We start from the raw sequence: 22,396 nt of genomic DNA on the forward strand, positions 1-22,396 counted from the left end.
CCGTGCTGCATTCCGACGCGGAAATTCGCCGCCGCATCGATGCGCTTGGACCGTGGTTCCACAACATGGAACTGGCGGGCGTGGAGACCGCTCCCGACCATTTCCTCGGCAACTATCCTCTGGTGAAATGGCAGAAATTCGCGGATGCGATCCCGGCCGATCTCTCGGGCAAGTCGGTGCTCGATATCGGCTGCAACGCCGGGTTCTATTCCATTGAAATGAAGAAGCGAGGCGCCGATCGCGTGCTCGGCATTGATTTCGACGTGGACTATCTGACGCAAGCGCGTTTCGCCGCCGAAATCGCCGAGTGCGACATCGAATTCCGGCAATTGTCGGTCTACGACGTCGGCGCGCTCGGCGAGACCTTCGACATCGTGCTCTTCATGGGCGTGCTTTACCATCTACGCCACCCGTTGCTGGCGCTCGACCTGATCCGCGAGCATGTTGCGCGCGACTTGATGGTCTTCCAGTCGATGCAACGCGGGAGCAGCGAAATCCTCGCGCTCGAACAGAACTATGATTTTTGGACGCTCGACCTGTTCGATCGAACCGAATTCCCGAAGCTGCACTTCATCGAGCACCGCTACGCCGACGATCCGACCAACTGGTGGATCCCGAACCGCGGCTGCATCGAGGCGATGCTGCGCAGCGCCGGCTTCCAGATCCTGCTTCACCCGGAAGACGAGGTCTACTTCTGCCGCGCGTCCGATGAGCCGGCGGGTGAAGGTGCGGTCTACCCGTCGAAAGGACGAAATGATGATTGAAGCCGCCATGATCTGGAATGAGCCCAACAACAAGTCGCATTGGGACCCAGAGCTCGATCCGGACTGGAGCCGCTTCGCCGGCATGAGTATCCTGGCGGCGGACGCGATCGGGCTTGAAAACCCGGCGATCACCAGAGTGCTTGGCGGCATTTCGCCGATCGATGCCGGCTTCATGTCGCTGATCAAGGGATATGGTGTCCTCGACCATGTCGATGCCGTCGCCGTGCACGGCTTCCCGCTGGACTGGAACCTTTGGCAGATCCACGAATGGCCGCAAAAGCTCGGCGAGATCGCCGAAGTCACCGATCTGCCGATTTGGATCAGCGAAGTCGGCGTGTCGAGCTTCGGCGCCGAGGAGGTCCAGGTCTGGGGCCTGCGGCGGACGGCGGAGCTTCTGCTTGGCAACGCGCCCCGCGTCCAATGGTATAGCCTTTATGATTTGCCTCATGCTTGGGGAGCGACCACACGGCATCGCGAGGTGGAAGGCTCTTCCTATTACCGTCATTTCTACATGGGTCTTCTGCGCGAGGATGGCTCGCCCAAGCCCGCGCTCGAAGAGTTCGTGCGGCACACTCCGGAAATGGGCCTCGTCCAGTGGTTCCATTTCGAGGACCACCGGCTGGACGACGCCGTCGCCTGGATGAAGCGGCTGGGCGTCACCAGTCTGCGCACCGGCCTCTCTTGGGCCGACAGTTTCAGACCGAATGCCCTCGATTGGTTCGATCGCCAGATGGAAGCCCTGGCAGACTTCAACGTCACCATCACTTTCTGCTTCACGCCCGAGCACCGAGGCCTGCAGCCCCATCACACCAGCCCGCCACAGGCGCCCGAAGAGTTCGCCGAATTCTGCGCGAAGATGGTGCGCCGCTACGCACCTGGCGTGCGCGACGCCGCGATTCCCATGCGGCGGGTCTCGGCCGCATGAGGTCACTTCGGCTCGATCAGCCATGACGCTTACAGTGCTCAACGTCGCCTATCCGCTTGCGCCTGTCGGCCTCGATGCGGTCGGCGGCGCCGAGCAGGTGCTGTCGATGCTGGATCACGCACTGGTCAGGCAAGGCCATCAATCCATCGTCGTCGCCTGCCGGGGCTCCAGCGCGGCCGGGACCTTGGTCGAGACGCCTGCCGAAACAGGCGCGCTCGACGAGACGGCAAAGAGCCGCGCCCAGGACGCGCACCGCGCGGCGATCGCAGCCGCGCGTGCGCGCTGGCCGATCGATGTCGTCCATCTGCATGGCATCGATTTCGATGCCTATCTTCCCGATGACGGCCCCACGCTCGTGACACTGCACCTGCCGCTTGCCTGGTATCCGGCCGGAGTGCTGAGCCCGGCCCGTGAAGACCTGTGGCTGCACGCGGTCTCGGAGGCGCAGCAAGCAACCGCGCCGGCCGGATCGAGACTGATCGCGCCCATCCCAAACGGAGTTGACGTCAATGCGCTTGCCGCCCCCCGGTCGCATCGCAATTTCGCGCTCGTGTTAAGCCGAATATGCCCGGAAAAAGGCATCCACCTGGCGATCGACGCCGCGAAGCGCGCTGGAGTGCCGCTTGCAATAGGAGGGCAGATATATCCCTACCGGACACATGTTCAGTATTTCGCCGACGAGGTGGAGCCTCGCCTCGACAGGCGGCGGCGTTTCCTGGGACCGCTCGGGTTTTTCGCCAAGCGGCGGCTTCTCAACGCCGCCCGCTGCCTGGTCATTCCGAGCCTCGCCGCGGAGACGAGCTCGCTCGTTGCCATGGAAGCCCTCGCCTGCGGCACGCCGGTTGTGGCCTTCCCGAATGGCGCCCTGCCCAATGTCGTTGAGCACGGCAAGACCGGGTTCCTGGTCAATGATATCGACGAGATGGCGATAGCCATCGACGCTTCGGCCGACCTCGACAACGAAATATGCCGGGCCGAGGCGCGAGATCGGTTTTCGCTCGATCGCATGGTTTCGGCCTATATGGATGCCTATCGGGCATTGGCAAAGCTCGGCGATTCCCGAGCACGGCTGGGAGCCGCCGGGTGAGCGGCCTGCGTGCCGATGTCATCCGCGACCAAGAAGCGCTCGACGGTCTAGAGCAGCATTGGTGGCCGCTCTGGTCGCAATGCAGCTCTGCTACGCCTTTCCAGTCACCCGCCTGGCTCCTGCCATGGTGGCGGACATTCGCGCCGGGCGATCTCTCGGCGATCGCCGTGTGGAACGGAAACGATCTCGTCGGCCTGGCACCACTCTACCTCGAACGGCACGCTTCCGGTTTGCGCCTGCTTCCGATCGGAATATCGCTGAGCGACTATCTCGATATTCTTTGCGCACCCAAGTTCGAAGAAGCCGTCGGTACCTTGATTGCCGAGACTGTGCTTTCGCTCGAATGGTCGCAATGGATCCTGCCGGACCTTTCGAGTGAAGCCGCATCCCTGGAGCTTTTGCTGCCCGATATCGAAGAGAGCCGATCTACCGGCCATGCCGCCTGCCCCGTGCTTGCCTTGGCTGGCGACGAGACGCTTGCAGGGTGCGTTCCCGCGCGGCGAAGACGCCAGCTGCGTCGCGCGCTGCGAGCCGCGCAATGGAGAGGCCGGGTGTCGATCAACCGGGCGGAGGCCGCGCCGGAGATATTTCTCGGTCAGCTGATCCGCCTGCACGACGCCCGCTGGGCCGGACAGGGCGGCGGCGTGCTGACGCAAAGCGCGATCGAGTTTCATCGCAATGCCTTGCCCCGTCTCGCCGCGAGCCATTTGGCGCGGTGCTGGCTGATGGAAATCGACGGCGCCGTCGTCGGCGCCTATTACGGTTTTCATCACCACGACCGCGCCTATGCCTATCTCGGCGGCTTCGACCCCGCTTACGCATCGGAGAGCCCCGGCGCCATTCTGATCGGCAAGGCTATCGCCGAAGCCGTTCAGGACGGCGCGCGAGAGTTCGATTTTCTACGCGGCCGGGAGAGCTACAAATACAGCTGGGGAGCAAAGGACCGATGGACCATACAACGGGTCTGGACCCGGAGCGCCTCGCCATGACCACAGCAGAGCGAGTGAGGTCGACCGCGAGGCATATCCTCGAGGATTGCATGGCGACCGACCTGTCCGCCGAAGTCGCGGTCGCCAGATTGGCAGTCGAGACGGATATGCGCGCGCCAGAATTGGCGGACGTCGCATTGGACATGCGTACAAGCGCTGTCGAGCAAAGGGGCTGGCTCGAGGACATCGCTGTGCTTCTTTCAGGCAAGGCAGATGCCTTCGATAGTCTGAGGTCAACGGCAGCTTCGGTTTGTCATGACCGTCTGCGCGGCGAAACCGGTGAGATGACGATCCGCCGGCTGGCCGAGGGCTTTGACGAGGCGGTCGCCATCTCTCCGGCGGCCAGCGTCCAACTTTCGTCGCTTGGCGACGAGGAAAAGCTTTCTGCTGCAACGGCCGAAATCGTCTCCTGGCTGGAGCGACAGGATTTTACCGGCGCGGATAAGACAATACTCGATATCGGCTCCGGCATCGGCCGCTTCGAATGCGCGCTCCACGCCAGAGCGGAGCATATCGTCGGCATCGATATCTCCCCCAGGATGATTGCCGTCGCGCGCCGCCGCTGCGCCGGTCTTGGCAATGTTGAATTCCGCCGGACCTCGGGCCTCGATCTTGGCGAATTCGTCGACGCGGGTTTTGATGGCGTGCTGGCGGTCGACAGCTTCCCTTACTTGGTACTTGCCGGCGTCGCCGAGCGGCACTTTATCGAAGTGGCGCGCGTGTTGCGGCCGGGAGGGATGGCGGCAATCCTGAATTATTCATACCGGATGTCGCCCGCCGCCGATTCCTCCGACATCCGCCATCTCGCCCGAATATGCGCCATGGACGTCCTCATCGATGGCGAGATGCCTTTCCGTCGATGGGACGGCACCGCCTTTCTTATTCGTCGTACCGGCGGAACATAACCGACGGACCGAAGTTCGGCTCCCAGACCACTTGCGCAGAATCTGGAAGACCCAGGAGAAGAAGATGGCGTCCGGCGGTAAGAAACACATGGGACGCGGCAGTCAGGGCAAAGGTGCCGGGACCGGAGCGAAGACGACGGTTCCGAAAGACATGATTGGCGAAAATGACGTCCTGTCGAACCGGGATAAGAAACAGCATACAAAAGAACGCGGCCTCGACAGCAATCGGATCAAGTCCGATCAGTATCAGGACCACGCGGCAAACCGGATCCCGGAAGACTGATCTTGCGGCGAATATCGCAAGACTTTGCAGGCTCGCAACGGATCAGTTCAGGCAAAGGGTTTTCGCTCCGCCACGATCTGCTGCGGGGCTGAAGCTGATCGGCGGCTGGAAGCGCCTTGCAAACTCTGGCCGTGTATGGTCTCAAGTGAATCTCGAAGGGGCCACATTTGCTAAGAGAATGCCATGTCTCGTCCGAGCCAGCGCGATCCCGTCAGCCAGGCAAGCCTGGGCATAGACCAAGAGATCGCGTCGTTGTTGACCGCCATTGAGCAGGAAAAAGTTCCTGATCGCCTGGCCAAGCTCGCGATCGAGTTGCAGAATGCGCTGATCGAGAAGCGCCGGTGCAAAAAGGAGAACTGACGGCAAGCCTCATCGATGCCTGTCAGCGCCTCTGTCCCAGTGATCTTCCGCGAGATGGTCGTGTCTTTCGACCAGCGTTTGCGATGAGCTTTCATCAAGGAATTCCAGGACGCTTGCACGCGCGCGGTTGAGACGGCTTTTAACGGTCCCGACCGCGCAATCGCATATCTCCGCGGTTTCTTCGTAGCTGACGCCCAGCACACCGATTAGCGTCAGTACCTCGCGCTGATGTATCGGAAGCTTCTGGATGGCGCGGTAGACTTCCTTGGTCCGAACGGACCAGTCCTGCGAGGCTTCCGAAATCGGCCGGCTGGAGGCGCAGTCAAGCAAACCGGGCGCCTCCCTAGCTGCCGCCTTGACCCGCGTATAATGCGTATTGCGCATGATGGTGAAAAGCCAGGACTTCAATCTCGTCCCCGGCTCGAACTTGTCCAAGTTCGCAAGCCCCTTGGTCAGGGTCTCCTGCACCAAATCGTCGGCATCATCGGGCAAGCGGCAAAAAGTGCGCGCAAAAGCACGCAAGGCAGGAATGAGGTCGACGACAGCGACCTCGCCCGGTACGCAGTCAGGCACGGCATGGCCTTTGGGTAACACGGTTCTCACCCCAGCAGAGAGAGTTGATGGGCATTGATTAGGGAGAATGCGTGACGATGATGATCGTTCCTGTTGTAAACGAACTTGCTTGAACGCCTCCGGCCAACCAGCGGGGTCGCCGTTCGAGCTAGAGAAACCAACTCGCGACCAATCCGCCGAGGCCGCAAAGATCACCACGCTCGTTATGCTCCGAGGTTGTTCGTGGTCCGACTATTGACCCGGCCGCCCGTGATCCTGCGATCATTCGTCAGCAAAAGACTAGCGGAGGAGTAGAAAAGACCTGCAGACCAATACCTACATTGGATGTTGCGAAACCCTTGCAGGAGCCCGATTGCTACAGGCGAGAGCGCCGCGCGGCCTCGGTGCCTGCGCTCGCCAATCGGGCGACCGCCTCGATCAGCACTTTGGAGTCTACTGGCTTCGACAGTCTCGGCGAATCCCGGAACTGATCGGGAAAGACCGTTGCGCTGTCATAGCCGGTGAGGAAGAGGAAAGGAACGTGGCGCGCTGCGAGGTGCTCGGCAAGCGGGAAACTGCGTTCGCCATGCAGGTTCACGTCGAGCACCGCCCCATCGAGTTCGACGCCATCGATCTGCTCGAGCGCCTGTTGAACCGAGGGCGCGGGCCCCACCACATGGCAGCCCGCATCGGTCAGTTCGTCGGAGAGGTCGAGCGCAACCAGGAAAGCGTCCTCGACGACGAGGATCCGCAGGCCCGATAATGGAGCGCTCTTGTTCATGCGTAGCCGGGCAGCGGCTCGAAGGCTTCGGTTCGGGCAAGGGGGATTTCAAGCAGGCACTCCAGGCCGGTGGGCCGGAAGTTCAATTCGACACTCCCCCTCAGCTCGTACTCCAAACTCTGCTGGATGAAAGTGGTTCCAAAATTTCTGCGGGATGGCTCTTCCACGGCCGGACCGCCGAGTTCCTTCCAGCTGATCGAAAGCATGCCCGGCTTCACCACGTTCCAGGAGACCTCGATGCGTCCGGTCTCGACGGAAAGCGCCCCATATTTGGCGGCGTTGCTGGCAAGCTCGAAGAACACCATGCCGAGTGCCGCCGCCGTTGCCGCATCGAGGTGGAACGGCCGGCCGTGAACGACTAGATTCTGGCGTCCCGTGCTGCTGTAGGGGGAAAACGTCGCCCTCAGCAGTTCCTCGAGGTCGGCGTCGCCCCAATTGTGGGAAGACAGGACCTCATGCGTGCGCGCCATCGCGTGCAGTCGCTCATGGAATGATGTCGCGAATTCCCCCATTGAGCTTGACGAGCGGATCATGCGCGAGGTCAGTGCGGTGATCGTGGCTAGGATGTTCTTCACACGATGCTGCAGCTCGTGCAGCAGCCTCTCCTGAGCGCGCTCGGCCTCCTTATGGTTCGAGACATCGACCAGGGCCGCAATAGCGCCCCGAACCCTGCCGGACTCGTCAAACAGCGGATTGGCCGACATCATCACGTCGATGCTTGAGCCGTCCCCCTGGGCGATTCGGGCTTCGTAGCCGGGGACGGGCTTGCCCGTTCGCATCGCCTTCTGCAGCGGCTGCTCGTGCGTTTCCACCACGGAGCCGTTCACCATCAGCGGCAGGACCGCCGGCACAGTGCTGAGCTTGCCGTCCGCGGCGCGCCGGCCGGCGAGCTCGGCCGCGCGGCGATTGGCGCGGATGGCATCGCCGTCGTCGTCTTCGGCGATCAAGATGCCGACAGGCACAAGATCCAGAACAGTCTCCAGGCTTTCGAGGCGGTTGCGCAGGTCGTGCGACAGCGCGCCGATCTTTTCCTCCGCCTGCGCGATCTGGGTAATGTCGACGAAGGTGACGACGACGCCGGCGATGACATTGTCGACGGTACGATAGGGCATCACGCGCATGATGTATCGCTTGGCGCTTTCAATGACTTCCACCTGCCTTTCTATCGTCCCCAGCCGCTGCAGCACCTGCTCCATGTCTGCCTGCAGCCGGTCCGCGGCAAAGCGCGGCCGCACATGCGCGAGCGGCCGGCCGACATCGCTTTCGACCAGCCTGAACAGGTCCCGCGCCGTCGGCGTGAAGTTCTTGACGCAAAGATCGCGGTCGAGGAACACGGTCGCGATCTGCGTGCTCTCGAGCAGGTTGGACATGTCGTTGTTGGCGCGGCTGAGCTCGTCGACGCGGATGTTGAGCTCGGCATTGACGGTCTGCAATTCCTCGTTGATCGATTGCAGTTCTTCCTTCGAGGTTTCCAGTTCCTCGTTCGAGGACTGCAGCTCCTCGTTGATGGAGGACAGTTCCTCGTTGGAGGATTTCAACTCCTCGTTGGAGGATTCTAGCTCCTCCGTCGTGATCTGCAGCCGTTCCCTGGTTTCCCGCAGCTCCTTTTCGAGCTGACTGACATTGGCGCTTTCGACATCGTCGGTCGTGTGGACGGGCTCGTCCTCTGCCTCCGCCTTTATCCCGCCGATATCGCGGAAGACCAGCATGTAGAGCGGATCCGAATTGCCGTCGACCGGCAGCGGCTGCACGGCGAGGCTGATCGTCTGGCGTCCGCCATTGGTGCCGATGCTGATCTTGTTCTGCACCGCCATCTGTCCGGTGCTGACTGCCTTGTGAAGGGCAGCGCGCAGGTCCATGCGCAGCCCGCGACGGGCCATGGAGAAGACGTTGTGGTCGGGCGCGCCGGCGGCAAGTTCCAGATATTTGCCTGTCCCGCCCGAGCTGTGCATCAATTCGCCGGCGGCGTTGACGACCACGTAGGCCGGAGCATAGCGCTCGACCAGGAAGCGTTCGGCAACTTCTTGCAGGGTTCCTGTCGTTGCCCGCGGGCGCGTGCTGGGAACAGCCTGCCTGGCGGCGGCGGCAAGTGGGAATTCCGGCAGGCGTTGCGCGGCGACCTCACTGCGCTTCTGGAAGATGCGGGTCGCCTTGTCGATGGTCGAGAACAGGCGCGCATGGCGCGTAACGTTCTCGGACGAGCCGAGGAAGAGATAGCCGTTATTGCGCAACGCATAATGGAAGATCGGGATGATCTTCTCCTGCAGCTCCGGCCCCATATAGATCAAGAGGTTGCGGCAGGCGATGAGGTCCAGCTTGGAAAACGGCGGGTCGCGCAACAGATTGTGCGCCGAGAACAGGCAGGCTTCCCGCAACTCGGCGGAAACACGATATGTGCCGTCCTCGCGCGAGAAGAATTCCTTCAGGCGCTTCGGCGTGATGTCGCTTGCGACGGTCGCCGGATAGCGGCCGGCGCGCGCCACTTCCAGCGCACGCTCGTCGATGTCGGTGGCGAAGATCTGCAGGTTGGGAGAAGCGGCGCCCCGCGGCGCGTTCTCCTTCAAAAGCATGGCGATCGAATAGGCTTCCTCTCCGGTGGCGCAGCCGGGCACCCAGGCCCTGATCGTCTCGTCCGGCTTGCGGCCCCCGAAAAGCTTCGGAATAACTAAGCTCTCTAGCGCATCGAAGGCCTGCGGGTCCCGGAAGAAGCTGGTCACGCCGATGAGCAGGTCCTGGAACAGAAGGTCGACCTGCTGCGGCTCGTCGCGCAGCCGCTCGTAGAAAGCCGTGGGATCGTCGATCTGCAGCACCTGCATGCGGCGTTGGATGCGCCGCAGGATGGTGTTGTCCTTGTAGCCGCTGAAATCATGGCCCGTGCGCGTACGCAACAGCCCCGTGATCCGCGAAAGCTGTTCGCCCACTTCGCGCTTGCGGCGGTCGCATTCGCTTTCATCGCGGTTGGCGTGGCTGAAATAGCCGACGAGCTTCGCAGCCATCTCCTCGGCCGGCAGCACCATGTCAACCAGGCCGCTCTGCACGGCGCTGCGCATCATGCCATCATATTCGGCGCTCTGCTGCGCCAGCGTTAGGCCGCCATGTTCCTTTATTGCCCTGAGCCCGATCGTGCCGTCGCTGCCGGTTCCGGAGAGGATCAGCCCGGCCGCATCCTCCCCTTGATCCTGTGCCAGGGACGTGAAGAAATCGTCGATCGGCGTCCGCTTCGCGCGCGTGGCGGCCATCTTGGCCATGTTGAAACGCTGTCCCCGGATGGTCACCGAGACGCCCGGCGGGATGACGTAGATGTTGTTCGGCTCGACTTCCGCGCCTTCGACCGCGGTCTGCGTTTCGATCGCGGTGGAGCGCTGGATGATGCTCGCGAGCACACTCTCATGCTCGGCATCGAGGTGTTGGATCACGACATAGGCAAAGCCGCTGTCGGCCGGCACTTCCGGAAAGAACTTCTGCAACGCCGCGATGCCGCCGGCCGATGCGCCGATGCCGATGACAGGGAACAGCGCGGGCTCTCTCTCATCCTGGCGCGGGCTAGTCCGTGCCTTCCTTGTGCTTGCCTTCCTCGCCGCCTGCGCCATTGCCTGTTACCTGTGTCCGCCTGCTTTCCAGGATGCGCTCGATGACGGAGGCATCCGCTTCGTATTCCCTCGCCCGCTTGCCGAACTCGCTGGCGAGTTGGGAGCGATGTCGCGTCTTCTCCCGCTCCGCCATGCGCCGGGCAAACTCCGCCCGCTGCTGATGCGACCGCAGCAGGCTCCACAGGATCTCGTCCGCCTCGATCGCCTGCGCCTCCATGATCGCATCGGCGGTGAAAGCGTGCCCGGTATGGCACCGATAGCGCAGCATGTCACCGTCCTCGATCTCCCACAGCGGCCCGTGGCATTCCGGGCATGTAAACACCGACAGTTGCCCAAGTCGATCTGGTTCTTTCATGGTCGAATGCTCCTGTGCCGCGATTGCGGCCTCCAGCCTGACCGTCGGTGGGGCCGGCAACGTTTCTCCGGCCGGCTCGGCCGCCAGCTTGCCCAGCAAGCCGCCGAGTTTGGCGGCGGGTTCGCAATGATCGATGTCGACATAACGCAGCGCGCTTTCCACCATGGAAGGCACCAGCGCGTCCTTGGGATGCTGGACCACCGCGAGGCCGCCGACCGCCTTGATTGCCCGCAGGCCGGCGGTGCCGTCGGAAAGCGCGCCCGACAGCAGCACGCCGACGACGCTTGCGCCGAAGCTCAGCGCCGCCGAGCGGAACAGCGGGTCTATCGCCGGCCGCGCGAGGTTTTCGCGCGGGCCGCGGCGCAGCATCATGTGATCGTCATGCAGAAGAAGATGGAAGCCGGGCGGCGCGACATAGATGTTTCCCATCTTGAAGGACTCGCCGTTCTTGGCGCCGGAGGCTTTCAGCGCTCCCGCACGGTCGAGGATTTCCGGCAGATAGCTGACCTGGCCGACATGGACCACGACGAACACGGCCGCCGGTAGATCGGCAGGCAGGTCGCTCACGATCGCTTTCAGGGGCTCAACCCCGCCAGCGGACGCCCCGATGACGATGATGGAGCGGTTGCGCGCCTTAGCTTGCCGCGAGCTTGTCTCGGCCTCGCGGGCAGGTGAGATCCGGTTTCGAAAGTCGGCCATGGCTCCCCTATCAGGTCGCCCCCGGCCCATAACACAATGGCCGAAGGCAGGACTCTGTTCCATGAGCGGCGCACGCAACCAAAGCAACGATCACCGGGACCGCAACAGCACGAACGGGTCTCGGCCGAACATGGGGCGATGGGCTGCCGGCCTTGCTTCCCTCAGGCCTGCGCAAGGACCGGTCGCCTGCCCGGCTGTCAATCGAGCCCAGCGGAACTTTCCATGCCGGTCGCCCCCGCCAGATTTGAAGGAACCAATAGCGCCGAGCATTTGTTTTCTCAGTTCAGGTTCGGCGGGTGGGCTCCGCAACAAAGGGAGATAGCCATGAAGGTCGGCAGTTGCATGACAAAGGACGTTGCCGTCGCGAATCCCGAACAGTCGATCCGCGAGGTGGCACTGATGATGGGCAAGCTCGACGCCGGCGTCGTGCCTGTCGGTGAAAATGACCGGCTGGTGGGGATGATCACCGACCGGGACATGGTCATCCGCGGTATAGCGCTGGGCAAAGGTCCCGATACCAAGGTGCGCGATGTCATGAGCCAAGAGGTAAGATATTGCTTCGATGACGAAGACGTCGATCATGTTCTTGCTAACATGGGAGACTTGCAGGTGCGCCGGCTCCCGGTTCTGAACCGAGACAAACGGCTCGTTGGCATCATCTCCCTCGGAGACCTCGCAAGAAAGGGTGAAACACGGGAGGCTGGAGAGGCTTTGAGCGGCATTTCGGCGCCGGGCGGTGTTCATTCGCAGACCGCCCATTGATGACAACGACGACATCGGGGTCTGTTTGATCGTCGGTTGACGCCCGCCGGGCGTGACTGGGTTGCGGCGGCCTCATCGCGGCTTCGCAACCTAATCACGACCTGATGGACCGACAGGTGGCGACGATCCCTCTCAGGTTGTCAGCCTAAGCCAACGCTGTCTGGCCCAACGCCTGATCTCTTTAGGCACAGGGTCGCGCGCAGTGTTGCGTTCTCCGGCGTTGCTTGACCGTCACCTCTCCGTCTTTCCGACCTCCGGCTTCATAACCCGCCTGAGGTCGGCCGGCTTCCGCTGCTCACCGAATAGGCGCGCGTGATTTCGGCGCCGAACAGAAAGATTTGAGCCGAGTAATAGACCCATAGCAGCACCACCATCAGCGCGCCGGCGGCGCCATAGGAAGTGGCGATCGAACTGCTGCCGATGTACCAGCCGATCAGCGACTTGCCGATGGTGAAGAGAAGCGCGGTGACCAGCGCACCGACAGCGACATCGCGCCATTTGAGACTGCGGTCCGGCAGGACCTTGTAAATCGCCGCGAAGAGCAGCGCGATCAACGCGAACGATACGATCGTGTTGATCGAACTCACAATCAGTTCGCCGAACGGCAGGTGTTGGTTGATGACATCGGCCAACAGCGAGATGGCCGTGCTCGCCGCGAGCGACACGAGGAGCATGAAACCGAGCGCGGCTACGAGACCAAGGCTCGCCGCCCTCGCCCGCACCAAACGCGAGAGCGACATGGCCCTTGGCTCGACCTTCCAGATCTCATTCAGCGACTGCTGCATCTCGCCAAAGACGCCGGAGGCTGTGATCAGGAGCGTCACCAGCCCGATAATGGTGGCAAGCGCGCCGGACCAGGGACGCGAAGCGGTCTCGATCGTCGCCTTCAAGAGGTCGGCGCTCTGCGGACCCATCACGCCCGATATCTGGGCCGAGAGCGCGAGCTGGGCGGCGTCGTTGCCGACGACGAGACCTGCGACCGCCACAACGATCAGAAGGATCGGCGCGAGAGAGGTAGTGGCATAGAAGGCAATCGCCGCCCCATGGCTCAGCGCGTTGTCATCCATATAACCGCTGACGCTTTCCTTCAGCAGAAGCCAGGCCTCCTGAAGCCAGCCGGTCCTTGATTTCCCGTCCTTTGCCATGCGCTCGACACCGAACTGAAGCGGGCCGGGTGGGACAAGAGCTCGACTGCCTTTTCGTTGGCCAGGATGTGAAGCCGGAAAAACCACCCTGTTCTCTTTGCCACCAGGTCCGGCTGACGCGGCCCGCAGAGGTCAATGACGCCGCGGGCGGGAGGTTCCGATCTATTCGCTTGCGGGGTCTTTTGGACATCGCGCTGGGCCTTCACGCCGCCGATGCCGTCGTGAACGCGACTGCGCGATCAGGTCGAAGCTGGCGCTCGTTGAAGGCTAAAAGAATGCCCGGCCGAAACCGGGCAGGAGACTTTGTAGGAGCCGATGATGGGACATCCGGCCTCGCTAATGTATTCGCACCTTATGACGGACTCATGAAGGCCGCCATCCTCCAGGAACAAACCCCGGATTGGTGCGTATTGGCTGAACAGCCGGGTCCAGATGGGGGCACAATGTCAACTCGCAAGAAGCGCCACACCCAAAATGCATTCTCGCTTTGTGGAGACCTGATGTTGGCACCCGCTGTCGTCGCCATGCGCCTTCCGCTGATTGCTTTGGATGCAAGCAGCCGTGCCCCGAAAGGGATTGAGGCGATGCTTGCGGTCAACGAGAAGGCGCTCGCCTTCGCCGAAGGCATGGCGGCTGCACAATTGGTGATCTTACGATCGGCTTTATGGTTTTGGCCTGAAGTTCTATCCGGCCGGAGCCCGTCTTTTCTAAGCGGCGGTGCTCTGAAGGATTCCATGGTCGCAGCACTCAAACCTGCCGGCCGCCGGGTCCGAACAAATTTCAACCGGCTCTCCAAACTGAGCTGATTGGGGCCAGATTGATGTTCTGGGCCGAAGCGGTCGCGGACCGCCGGTAATCGAGCATGACGACGGCAGTCGAGGCAGCCGGCCGTGGCAGACATGCCCGCATCGATCAGCTCTTGGAGCGTCCAGCCGTCATGTTTGCGTTTCAAGGGCCAGCTCGGCCTTTTGGCTGAATTTTGATTTATTAGTAGATGCGCATATACTCGTTCGCCGGCATCGTGTTCCCTAAGCCCCTGCCGGCCAAGGCCCGGTGGCCCCCCCATAGCCACCCAAGGCTACCGGGCCACCTGCCCCGCCTAGAGGCGCCCAAGGCTGCCCTGCAATCGCTCGCTATGGGCGAGCGAAAATGGAAGACCCGGAACAACCCTCCTCGCTCCAAGTTCGGGTCGCTGCTTGGAGCGATCATGAAGACATACCGAGTTGAAGATGGCTGGCGACCAGGTGGTGGCTTATCACGTTGTCAATGCCCGTGCCCCTTGGGAGGCTGCTCAGGAAGTCACCGGCAAAGACGTCCTGGCGAGACGGGATGAACATTTGTGGGTGCGGGTGACCGATGAAGGAAACCGCGCAATTTACAAATATGCCTTCAGGCTTGACGCACCGGACTGCCTTTGAGGCTCCGTCCGGTCGGGCTTGGGAAAGGGAGGCGGCGCATTCGGGTCCGGGCAATCGACGCTTGGCACCTTTCCGCAGGGTGATGCGGGATCATTGCCCGCACCGCCATACCGCTCTACGAGTTTTGCAAACCCGTAGGCGAAGGCGGCGAGAAGCGCCAGGACAACCGCTATCCGAACGGCCATTGGAGATTATACCCCGGTCGGCCTGCGGATAGTAATCACTACTGCTATCCCGGCGAGCCGCCGGCCAGGCTGAATTAGCCGGATCAGCAGAAGAGCCCGCCGCACCTCCTCCGCGGGCGGGCTCTTTGCGTCGGGGGCAACCCGACCAAGGCGCGCTCGACCGTCTCTTCTTGCCGGGAGCTGCACCCAGAATGCGAACTGCAGCGGCACCGAATTGTTCCAAGACAAACAAAGAGCCCGCCCGCCTGGGGAGGTCGAATGGGCGCTGAGGAAACGCCTTTCGCGGCGAGGTGAACCTCAGCTGAGGCACACGCCGCGCGACACAACCGGGACGATTGGCAGAATGTCCCCTTCCGCCGATGCGACAGAAGTCCGAGAGGCTGACGCTTTGGTCCCCATGCTGAAACCTAAGCCTCGCTGCATCATTTGATAGAGCCGGTGAGGAAGTGCGTCACCTTCCTGGTCGGTAGCAGCTAGAGAGATGCCCGCCATTTCCTGCCTGGAGTGACGGGCATCGTCCTTATTGGGACGTCGCGCCGTTCACGAGCGAGACGACGATCACGGCCGTAACGGCGGACAGGCGGTCACGCTTGACCAGGACGGGCTTTTCATAAGTGCGCTTCATGGCGAATCCCCCTTGCTGAAGTTGGCTCGCCGATCTGGCTGAGGCAGCACCCGACCGTCATTTAAAAAAGATGTAGGTCCGGAAGTAGCGACGAATGGCCGAAGCACGAGGAAGCGGCGCTGATCGACGACAAGGCCCTACAGACAAGGCCATACAAAAGAAAAGCCCGCCGACCAAAGCCGACGGGCCATCTTCCCTCAAAACTGCTGTGCGCCCCTTTCCCAGATGGTCCGCCCGATTCCGGGAACCCCGCACAAGCGTTTCCTAATACAGTCGCGCCCAAAGGGCTGTAGCCCAGCGGCAACAATGACGAATATTCACAAGGGGCGGGCGGCAGGCAGTCCAGTCCGTTCAGACCGTTACCTACCTAAAGGTAGCCTGGATAGCGAAACCAGTTCATTCTCGTCCACAATACCCGCCATGAAGTTGGCGATGATGCGAGAGGCCAGCGCCTCACGCTGCTCCGTAGTTTGGCCATCATATTTCAACCGGTCGAAGACGCGGGCCAGAAATTCCAGCTCTTCCGGATCGAAAATTTCCGCTTCCAGTGCTCTTTGGCGGATCGCCATGGCGGTGAACTCCTATTCGTGCCTGGCTCTGCCGGCAGGCTTGCGCATGCGAACCCCAATGGGAAACTCGAATTTGATTCAATATGGAACTCCCGTAAGCGTTCCCTTAGCGCGATCTGAAAGAACGGCCCGCCCCTGATGGGAGCCAGGGAGCGGGCCTGCGGAGAATGGGAGGCTCCGCCCGGCGGCTGTGCACATGATCGGGAGGGAATTGCGCCGCCGCGCCCCAAACCTCTTCGAATGCGAGGTGTTCCGCGATGACGGAACATTTTTTTTGATGGTCCGTTTGTCTCGGGCAGGAGGAGTGTTTCCGTACCGGTTGTCATCGGCATATAGGCTTTGCCATCGTTCAAGCCTGCGCACGCTGACACACCCTCTGTTTCATTTCAGGACGGAATATGCTGGCATCAGCCTTGCAAATAGGATGATGCCGGTACCCTCCCGGGTCGGCACTCGTCGGGCTTGGGGCTGGGCTATGGGGCGGCGAGCCCGGCGAGTTCTCAATACATTAGCAACTGCTTGTAGACATAGATGAACAGGCGGATATCAGGCCACGCGCGTACGAGGAGCTTTGAGGGAGTTCCAGCCATGCGACCGATCCTGCTGATCGTCGCCGCCCTTGCCGCGTTCTTCATCTGGGATGGCGTGGCGAACAAAGGCGCCTATCGAATTGCGCTGATGAAAACATAGACCAGTCCGAGCACTTCCCAGGTCTAGTGCGGGTTGGTTGAACCGGGTTTGAAAGCATTGTCGCTCCGGACGGAAGTCGGACATCCAAACATATTGGTCCCAGTACTGAAACATTAAGCCCGTTCCGACATTTGGTAGAGCCGGCGGAATCCTTCAGTCGTCGGCGGAGAGAGGTCAGGTACCCGCCATACACTCCCCCGGGTGGCGGGTACCTGTTTGGGTTTTCAGCCGTCAAGCCGCCTTCGCGGTGCTGCTTCGCACATGAAGGGTATCGATCTACAAGTTCAGTGGACCAGAAAGCCCGTCGCGCAATGGCGCAAGCGCGACGGGCTTCTGTTGCTTACGGAGTAGAGCGGCCGCACCCTGAATGGGAGAAAACGAGTGCGGTCGCATGTTACCAACCCGACCGCACCGTTCGGGTTCCATCAGCCTGCTCGAATATTAGCGCCAGCTTGAAGCCATAATATTGGCTGCACTGATCCGGCTCGGCTTTATCCTTATGAATGCGTTCCGGCTATACAATCAGGGGTATATGCTCATTGGTCAGCCGGCGCCGTGTTGCGGTTCCGAGCCCCCGCTGGTCAGGCCCGGCTCAATTCTGGCCTTTGTCGGCCAGAGAGCCGGGCCGCTCCGGACACCGGCGCGGTGTACGCCTTTTGGAGAACTACTTTCTTTGCAGACAGCAATTAAAGTATCTTGCAGGAAAGGAGTGCTAAAATGCCGAATGAGAGCAAAAGGCTTATTGAAAAGAATTCCGAAAAGCTTGTTTCAGAGGCCAACGCGCGCCGCGATTTTCTCAAGCAGGCTGGACGCTTTGCTGCGGTGACGCCTCCGGCCATTACATTGCTGCTCGGCACAAGCTTGAACTCCAGGGCGATTGCCAAATCGGGAGGAACACGTCCGGGCAATGGATGGGGTGACAAGAACCACGTTCACGTCGGGCCCAAGCCAAAGTTTCTTAAATCCGGCAACGGAGGGTCGCGGGGGGACAGCTATGGCGGCGGAGCCCATGGGGGCTCGAGGTCCGGCGATCCCAACTAGTGCCGTCGAGGAACGACCTTTTTCCGCTCGACTGAGGTTAGACAGGCCGGCGCATTGGTCGTTATGCTAGAAACAACTTGCCCGATGCATCATTTGGTAGGGCCGGCGAGGAAATGCGTCACCCTCTTCGTCGGCAGCAGTGAAAATAGATGCCCGCCATTCCTGGAATGACGGGCATCTGTTGCGTCTTTCGGCTAGAGCGCTCTCCCAGTGCTGCATCGCCTGAGGATCATTTCGCACAAGCTCTTCCGAACGCGCTCATTTGCTCAGAACCCGTCTACGCGAACTTCGGCTTTAGTGGACTTGTTCCAGCCGAGGGCACCAGGCTTTAGCGCACCTTCTCGAGTTCTTCCAACAGCTGGTCAGCATCGGTCACACCGCGTCCAAAAAGGCTCATGACTTTGACCGCGACGTTTTCGCGCTCGTCCTTGCGTTCGATCTTGTGACTGGAGCAGTAGTCACTCACCGCCTTGGCCAGAATGTTGACCTCTGCAGGTTCAACTATACCGCATCCCGCACTTTTGGGCGGGACAGCATTGCGATCGATTCCACGCATCGTTTACCTCACCCCGATACGCCACAACGGGGAAAGGATACACCCAAAAAAAGTCAGCTACGAGTCAATTGGATCGGACTGAGGTCCCGGGCAAATAGCCGATTGCCTCCATGCTGCGCTACCGAGCAACGGCCGCCCACCGAACTTTTGTCCGGCGTCACTGCGCGGTCTGTGAATTTCGTCTCGGCAGGAGCCCTATCGGCTTGGTTCGCGCATGACATTATAGAGCAGCAGGCCGGCCAGTAACGACACGACTGCGCTTAGCATATCATCGCCGGTCAGCCCTGATGAATATGCGAAAGTTGATGCCAGCTCGGCCATCGTTCGACCCAAGGAGTGCGGGATTGCCCGAGGAGAACTTTTAGATGCCGCTAAAGTTCCTTGTGAGCGCTGGCGGGCTGTCTGCTCATGCCGCGAAGGTGTTTCGGGCTCGTATCGGGGCCAGTGTGAACGCCGTCAGAGACGGCACATTCATCTTCGGCCGGAAATCCCATTCCCAAGCGGAGGAACGCTAGACCCGTTGCCGTGACCCGCCAAGGTTAGACAACGGGCCTAGCTATCGGTTCGCTTCTCAAGTCGGTGACACTGTCGCCGCAAACCGAACCCAACTCCAAAGCCCAGGGCAACGCCCGCCCAGTCATCTACGCAGTTCATTAGCAGGTCCGCAGTAACAAATGTTAATGGTACACTGCTGGCTTGGCGAGAAAGGCGCCGCTGGAGGAAAGACTGACGCAAGCGACCTTGGCCCGTCGCAGCGCCCAAGGGATCCGCGCAACGGGCCAAGTAACCCGGCCTTCGGCTTTGTTGAGGCCGGTCCTCCCATCCTCCGCCCGTGGCGGGCGGAGTGACGTTAATCCTGCACGAGCGAGCAGTCCGTTTTCGATAACTTTTGTTAGTCCCGCCTAAAATTGCCGCTTGCCGCGCCTGGAACATTCCTGCGCGGCCGCTGTTATTCCCTGCCGGAGGAACAAGCGATGGCAGACGACAAGAGCAAGCGTGGTGGCAGTGACCGCAACCGGGTATCAGCGGACGATGACTACGAAGTCCGGCATTTCGCCAACAAGGTCGGGCTGACGGCGCAACAGGTTCGCGATCTCATCAAACAGCACGGCAACGACCGGAAGACCTTGGAACGCGAGGCCGAAAAGCTTCGCGGATGACCAAGAGCTCCAACGCAGCGGCGATCGCCGGGATCCACGCCAAAATCATGAGCAGCGCAGCACGAGCCGCTTGAACTGGACGCTGAATAGCCGGTCAATCATCGTCATCGCTTGTTACGCGACGATATCGGAAGCGATTGCGGATGTGCGCGTTGAAAAAGCGGCCCTTGGCAAAGGCTGATCGGAATGCCGCGAACGTCTCCGGCGGCACCCCCTCGAACTCGTAGCGTTTCCCGCTGGTCACAAACCATACGGAAAGAGTCCCTTTGGCCGGATCGTATTTTGTTTTCTTGATCGAGGTGGACGGCATGGCGCGGCACCCGGTGGTCTGGCATAGAGCGAACGATCCGGCCGGCCTTTTGTTTCCGAAGCTAGTGAGTGAGAGCCAAGTCTCGCAGCCGACGCCGCGTCCCAGATGCGGACGGGCAGCGGCAGCGCGAGCGCCGCATTCCATGGCATCGAAAAAGCCCGCAGACCGGAGCCTGCGGGCTGAGTATTCTGGAGGTTGGTACCTGAGTGCGCAAACCTGGCAACGTGCGCAGCAGGCATCCAATCAACAAAATCCGACAGCGACCGTTCCCTAAAATTCTGGACCTCGGCCACCGGTCCCAGCGAATGCGGGACAAATGTCGTACGGGCCAACTCAAAGGTCGGGGGCAGGAAACATCTTGCGAGAAATTTCATTGGGTCGCGACTGGCGAGGATGAGCCCCTGCCACCCTCGAGGTCATCTCAACAGACGGAGAGTTCGCAAAGGTTGCCAGGCAGGCCGAGCGGCTGGGCGATAGCAGGTAATGGCAAATCAGTCTGTTCATCGGCCCCCGCACTGTTCGAGGCTCTTATCCTCGGTCTGGCACTAAGATTGGAACCACGGAGGCAATTATGATCGAAATTTCCAACGCCTTGGCCACCAAGTTGACGGGTCTCCAAGAAAGGCTGCGGGCGGCCAACGTGAGCATGGATGACATGCAGGCATTTCAAAGGGTCGCCGACCATATGGACAATGGTCGCGGCGGCATCGACGCCGACGATCTGATCGCGCTCTCCTTTGTCATGTCGGATGACGCTGAGCGATCGCAGATGGAAACAGCGCCGGCGATCGAGCCTGCAGCCCATAGGCAGCATCGGTCCGTCGGCCGATCCCGCGGCGCGAAAGGGACGGGCTACATCGTTCCGCGCAAGGCGGGCTGAACGCGCCCCTATCCGGGTTAATTGCAGGCTTGGCTTTCAATCGGACTTGCCCGAGTCCTCAAGTCCGACGATTGCAGCCAGTATGGCATCGTAAGCGCTCCCGATCTCCTCTTCAATCTCATGCTCGGAAACACCTGCGGCCTTCGCATCTGCAAAGAGCTTGGTCGTCAATTCCGCGACGGAAATGATGTCAGCGCCGACGCTGCCGCGCATCACGTTGTTGGTAATCCATTCGCCAAAGAATTCGGCCCCGCGTTCGCTCATAGGCGATGCCGCGCCTTCAGAAAATGAGCCTCTCGAAGCAGGGAATTCCAATCGGTCCCGATCAACTCGATCAGTTCGCGGGCTTGCTCTTCGGAAATGTCTGCCTCCCTGGCCAATCGGCCGGCCAGGATCTCAACGGCACCGTCATGCGAGTCGCCTTTGTCGGTGTGCTCGTTCATCGAAACCTCCTAGCCTTGAAAACTGCCGAAAGGCCGACAGGTTCAGGCTTGTGCCGAAAATCTGAATTCCTTCGGACTCTTCCCAGCGTCTGCGACTGCCTTGCCGGCCGTTTGGCCAACCAGATTATCTGGGCGGCCGTCAGGCCGGATTACCAAGACGGCCGGCGGATGGAGAACCGCCTTTTTCATCAAGACCTTCATATAGGCGGCCGCGGTCAATAGCCCCCAATGATCGGCAGGATCTCGCCGGTGATATAGCTGGAGCATTGCGGCGAAGCGAGAAATACATAGGCAGGCGCGATCTCTTCCGGCTGGGCTGGCCGTTTCATCGGGGTCTTTGCGCCAAACTGCGAGACCTTCTCCGCTTCCTTTTCCGACGGGTTCAGCGGGGTCCAAACCGGCCCCGGCGCCACGGCATTGACGCGAATGCCCTTGCTGATCAGGTTACCAGAGAGCGCCCGGGTGAAGGCGTGAATGCCGCCCTTGGTCATCGAATAATCGATGAGTTCCTTCGAGCCTTCAATGCCGGTGACCGACCCGGTGTTGATGATGGCCGAACCCGGCTTCATGTGCGGAACGGCTTCCTGGGCCATGTGGAAGTAGCCGTAGAGATTGGTCTTCAGCGTGGTGTCGAAGTGCTGCTCGGTGAGGTCGGCGAAATCGGTCGAGTGAACCTGGAAGGCAGCGTTGTTGACGAGCACGTCGAGCCTGCCGAAGGCCTTCAGCGTCCGCTCCACCGCTTTGTGGCAGAAAGTCCGCCTGGCCACGTCTCCGCGCATGATGATGCAGCGCCTACCTTCGGCCTCGACTGCCTGTTTTGTCGCCTTGGCGTCGCGATCCTCGCTGAGATAGGCGATGGCGATATCCGCCCCTTCCCGGGCGAACAACACGGCAACTGCGCGGCCGATGCCGGAATCGCCGCCAGTGATCAGCGCCACCTTGCCTTCCAATTTGTTCGACCCCTGCCAGAACGGCGCGTCGTAGAGCGGTGCGGGCTCGATCGCCCATTCCTCGCCGGGTTTCGGGTGATGCTGCTTCGGGAAAGGCGGCACTGGGTATTCCCGCGCGCCGGCCTGCATGGCGCCTTGTGATTTGGATTTGCCGTTCGACTTGGCGCGATCGGTCGCGTCGACCTTGCGTTGCACGCTCCGCTGCTTGCTGGCCGCCTGCTCGGAGGTGGATTTGGTACGCGGGGCCGATTTCATCGGTGTGGCGGAGTCGGTCATCCTGTCGGATTTCGTCGGCATCGGTGTCTCCTTCGCTTTCGAGGGACAACGCACGCGAACAGAAAAGGTTGGCCTCGCTCCGAAGCTGCCGGCTCT

General features: G+C 61.1%; 25 protein-coding genes. 13 read left to right on the forward strand and 12 right to left on the reverse strand.

The window, feature by feature from the left end:
* Positions 1-2: 2 nt before the first annotated feature.
* The 7 genes from P9254_RS05885 to P9254_RS05915 all read left to right on the forward strand — a co-directional run bounded on the left by P9254_RS05885 (position 3) and on the right by P9254_RS05915 (position 5,313).
* Positions 3-764 (forward strand): TIGR04290 family methyltransferase, encoded by a 762-nt coding sequence (locus P9254_RS05885; RefSeq protein ID WP_095827600.1) that lies wholly within the window; start codon positions 3-5, stop codon positions 762-764.
* Positions 757-1,689, forward strand: coding sequence for a beta-xylosidase (locus P9254_RS05890; protein ID WP_127245890.1), 933 nt, complete (start codon positions 757-759; stop codon positions 1,687-1,689). The genes P9254_RS05885 and P9254_RS05890 overlap by 8 nt, the downstream gene beginning before the upstream one ends.
* 22 nt (positions 1,690-1,711) lie before the next feature.
* Positions 1,712-2,776 (forward strand): glycosyltransferase, encoded by a 1,065-nt coding sequence (locus P9254_RS05895; protein WP_127213761.1) that lies wholly within the window; start codon positions 1,712-1,714, stop codon positions 2,774-2,776.
* Positions 2,773-3,765, forward strand: coding sequence for a GNAT family N-acetyltransferase (locus tag P9254_RS05900; protein ID WP_278054358.1), 993 nt, complete (start codon positions 2,773-2,775; stop codon positions 3,763-3,765). Before P9254_RS05895 ends, P9254_RS05900 begins: the two co-directional genes overlap by 4 nt.
* A gap of 50 nt (positions 3,766-3,815) precedes the next feature.
* A complete protein-coding gene (locus tag P9254_RS05905; protein ID WP_278054361.1) occupies positions 3,816-4,670 on the forward strand; it encodes a class I SAM-dependent methyltransferase in 855 nt (284 codons plus the stop codon).
* Positions 4,671-4,734: 64 nt separating this feature from the next.
* Positions 4,735-4,953: a hypothetical protein gene (locus P9254_RS05910; protein ID WP_066992288.1), complete on the forward strand. Its 219-nt coding sequence runs from the start codon at positions 4,735-4,737 to the stop codon at positions 4,951-4,953.
* Positions 4,954-5,136: 183 nt separating this feature from the next.
* The gene (locus P9254_RS05915; protein ID WP_082953720.1) at positions 5,137-5,313 is read left to right on the forward strand and encodes a hypothetical protein; all 177 of its coding nucleotides are present in this window, start codon (positions 5,137-5,139) and stop codon (positions 5,311-5,313) included.
* Between the two features lie 9 nt (positions 5,314-5,322).
* Here the strand turns inward: P9254_RS05915 and P9254_RS05920 are convergent, their stop codons facing one another.
* The 4 genes from P9254_RS05920 to P9254_RS05935 all read right to left on the reverse strand — a co-directional run bounded on the left by P9254_RS05920 (position 5,323) and on the right by P9254_RS05935 (position 11,320).
* Positions 5,323-5,886: a sigma-70 family RNA polymerase sigma factor gene (locus P9254_RS05920; protein WP_278054714.1), complete on the reverse strand. Its 564-nt coding sequence runs from the start codon at positions 5,884-5,886 to the stop codon at positions 5,323-5,325.
* Positions 5,887-6,241: 355 nt separating this feature from the next.
* A complete protein-coding gene (locus tag P9254_RS05925) occupies positions 6,242-6,646 on the reverse strand; it encodes a response regulator (RefSeq protein WP_067320576.1) in 405 nt (134 codons plus the stop codon).
* Entirely contained in the window at positions 6,643-10,236 is a 3,594-nt protein-coding gene (locus P9254_RS05930) for a CheR family methyltransferase (protein WP_278054363.1), read from the reverse strand. Before P9254_RS05930 ends, P9254_RS05925 begins: the two co-directional genes overlap by 4 nt.
* Complete coding sequence (locus P9254_RS05935) at positions 10,190-11,320, reverse strand: chemotaxis protein CheB (protein WP_336619639.1); 1,131 nt, start codon at positions 11,318-11,320, stop codon at positions 10,190-10,192. Before P9254_RS05935 ends, P9254_RS05930 begins: the two co-directional genes overlap by 47 nt.
* A gap of 294 nt (positions 11,321-11,614) precedes the next feature.
* Between P9254_RS05935 and P9254_RS05940 the strand changes: the two genes are divergently transcribed.
* Entirely contained in the window at positions 11,615-12,052 is a 438-nt protein-coding gene (locus P9254_RS05940; protein ID WP_095779493.1) for a CBS domain-containing protein, read from the forward strand.
* A 260-nt stretch (positions 12,053-12,312) separates the two neighbouring features.
* On the opposite strand, the gene P9254_RS05945 is transcribed toward P9254_RS05940, so the two are convergent.
* The gene (locus tag P9254_RS05945; protein ID WP_278054366.1) at positions 12,313-13,197 is read right to left on the reverse strand and encodes a YihY/virulence factor BrkB family protein; all 885 of its coding nucleotides are present in this window, start codon (positions 13,195-13,197) and stop codon (positions 12,313-12,315) included.
* Between the two features lie 365 nt (positions 13,198-13,562).
* On the opposite strand from P9254_RS05945, the gene P9254_RS05950 reads away from it, so the two are divergent.
* Positions 13,563-14,003, forward strand: coding sequence for a hypothetical protein (locus P9254_RS05950; RefSeq protein WP_278054368.1), 441 nt, complete (start codon positions 13,563-13,565; stop codon positions 14,001-14,003).
* Between the two features lie 423 nt (positions 14,004-14,426).
* Complete coding sequence (locus tag P9254_RS05955; protein WP_278054370.1) at positions 14,427-14,615, forward strand: hypothetical protein; 189 nt, start codon at positions 14,427-14,429, stop codon at positions 14,613-14,615.
* Between the two features lie 705 nt (positions 14,616-15,320).
* Here the strand turns inward: P9254_RS05955 and P9254_RS05960 are convergent.
* Positions 15,321-15,425 carry a putative RiPP precursor gene (locus tag P9254_RS05960; protein ID WP_206516957.1) on the reverse strand — a complete coding sequence of 35 codons (105 nt, stop codon included), beginning with the start codon at positions 15,423-15,425 and terminating at the stop codon, positions 15,321-15,323.
* A 359-nt stretch (positions 15,426-15,784) separates the two neighbouring features.
* The gene (locus P9254_RS05965) at positions 15,785-15,994 is read right to left on the reverse strand and encodes a hypothetical protein (protein WP_066994857.1); all 210 of its coding nucleotides are present in this window, start codon (positions 15,992-15,994) and stop codon (positions 15,785-15,787) included.
* A 1,407-nt stretch (positions 15,995-17,401) separates the two neighbouring features.
* Between P9254_RS05965 and P9254_RS05970 the strand changes: the two genes are divergently transcribed.
* Positions 17,402-17,725: a hypothetical protein gene (locus P9254_RS05970; RefSeq protein WP_245458926.1), complete on the forward strand. Its 324-nt coding sequence runs from the start codon at positions 17,402-17,404 to the stop codon at positions 17,723-17,725.
* Positions 17,726-18,053: 328 nt separating this feature from the next.
* Here the strand turns inward: P9254_RS05970 and P9254_RS05975 are convergent, their stop codons facing one another.
* Complete coding sequence (locus P9254_RS05975; protein ID WP_127239693.1) at positions 18,054-18,281, reverse strand: hypothetical protein; 228 nt, start codon at positions 18,279-18,281, stop codon at positions 18,054-18,056.
* A 974-nt stretch (positions 18,282-19,255) separates the two neighbouring features.
* Here P9254_RS05975 and P9254_RS05980 point away from each other — a divergent pair.
* Positions 19,256-19,441: a DUF3606 domain-containing protein gene (locus P9254_RS05980; protein WP_066994850.1), complete on the forward strand. Its 186-nt coding sequence runs from the start codon at positions 19,256-19,258 to the stop codon at positions 19,439-19,441.
* 94 nt (positions 19,442-19,535) lie between these two features.
* Here P9254_RS05980 and P9254_RS05985 read toward each other — a convergent pair whose 3' ends face one another.
* Entirely contained in the window at positions 19,536-19,751 is a 216-nt protein-coding gene (locus P9254_RS05985) for a KTSC domain-containing protein (RefSeq protein WP_067320748.1), read from the reverse strand.
* 571 nt (positions 19,752-20,322) lie between these two features.
* Between P9254_RS05985 and P9254_RS05990 the strand changes: the two genes are divergently transcribed.
* Positions 20,323-20,631: a hypothetical protein gene (locus tag P9254_RS05990; RefSeq protein ID WP_127239691.1), complete on the forward strand. Its 309-nt coding sequence runs from the start codon at positions 20,323-20,325 to the stop codon at positions 20,629-20,631.
* A gap of 36 nt (positions 20,632-20,667) precedes the next feature.
* Here the strand turns inward: P9254_RS05990 and P9254_RS05995 are convergent, their stop codons facing one another.
* From P9254_RS05995 to P9254_RS06005, 3 genes are all read right to left on the reverse strand, one after another.
* Entirely contained in the window at positions 20,668-20,895 is a 228-nt protein-coding gene (locus P9254_RS05995; RefSeq protein WP_095779498.1) for a DUF768 domain-containing protein, read from the reverse strand.
* Entirely contained in the window at positions 20,892-21,074 is a 183-nt protein-coding gene (locus P9254_RS06000) for a hypothetical protein (RefSeq protein WP_067320556.1), read from the reverse strand. Before P9254_RS06000 ends, P9254_RS05995 begins: the two co-directional genes overlap by 4 nt.
* Before the next feature lie 215 nt (positions 21,075-21,289).
* Entirely contained in the window at positions 21,290-22,279 is a 990-nt protein-coding gene (locus P9254_RS06005) for an SDR family oxidoreductase (protein WP_278054715.1), read from the reverse strand.
* Between the last annotated feature and the right edge of the window lie 117 nt (positions 22,280-22,396).

The organism is Mesorhizobium sp. WSM4983 (assembly GCF_029625765.1).
Classification (GTDB): domain Bacteria; phylum Pseudomonadota; class Alphaproteobacteria; order Rhizobiales; family Rhizobiaceae; genus Mesorhizobium.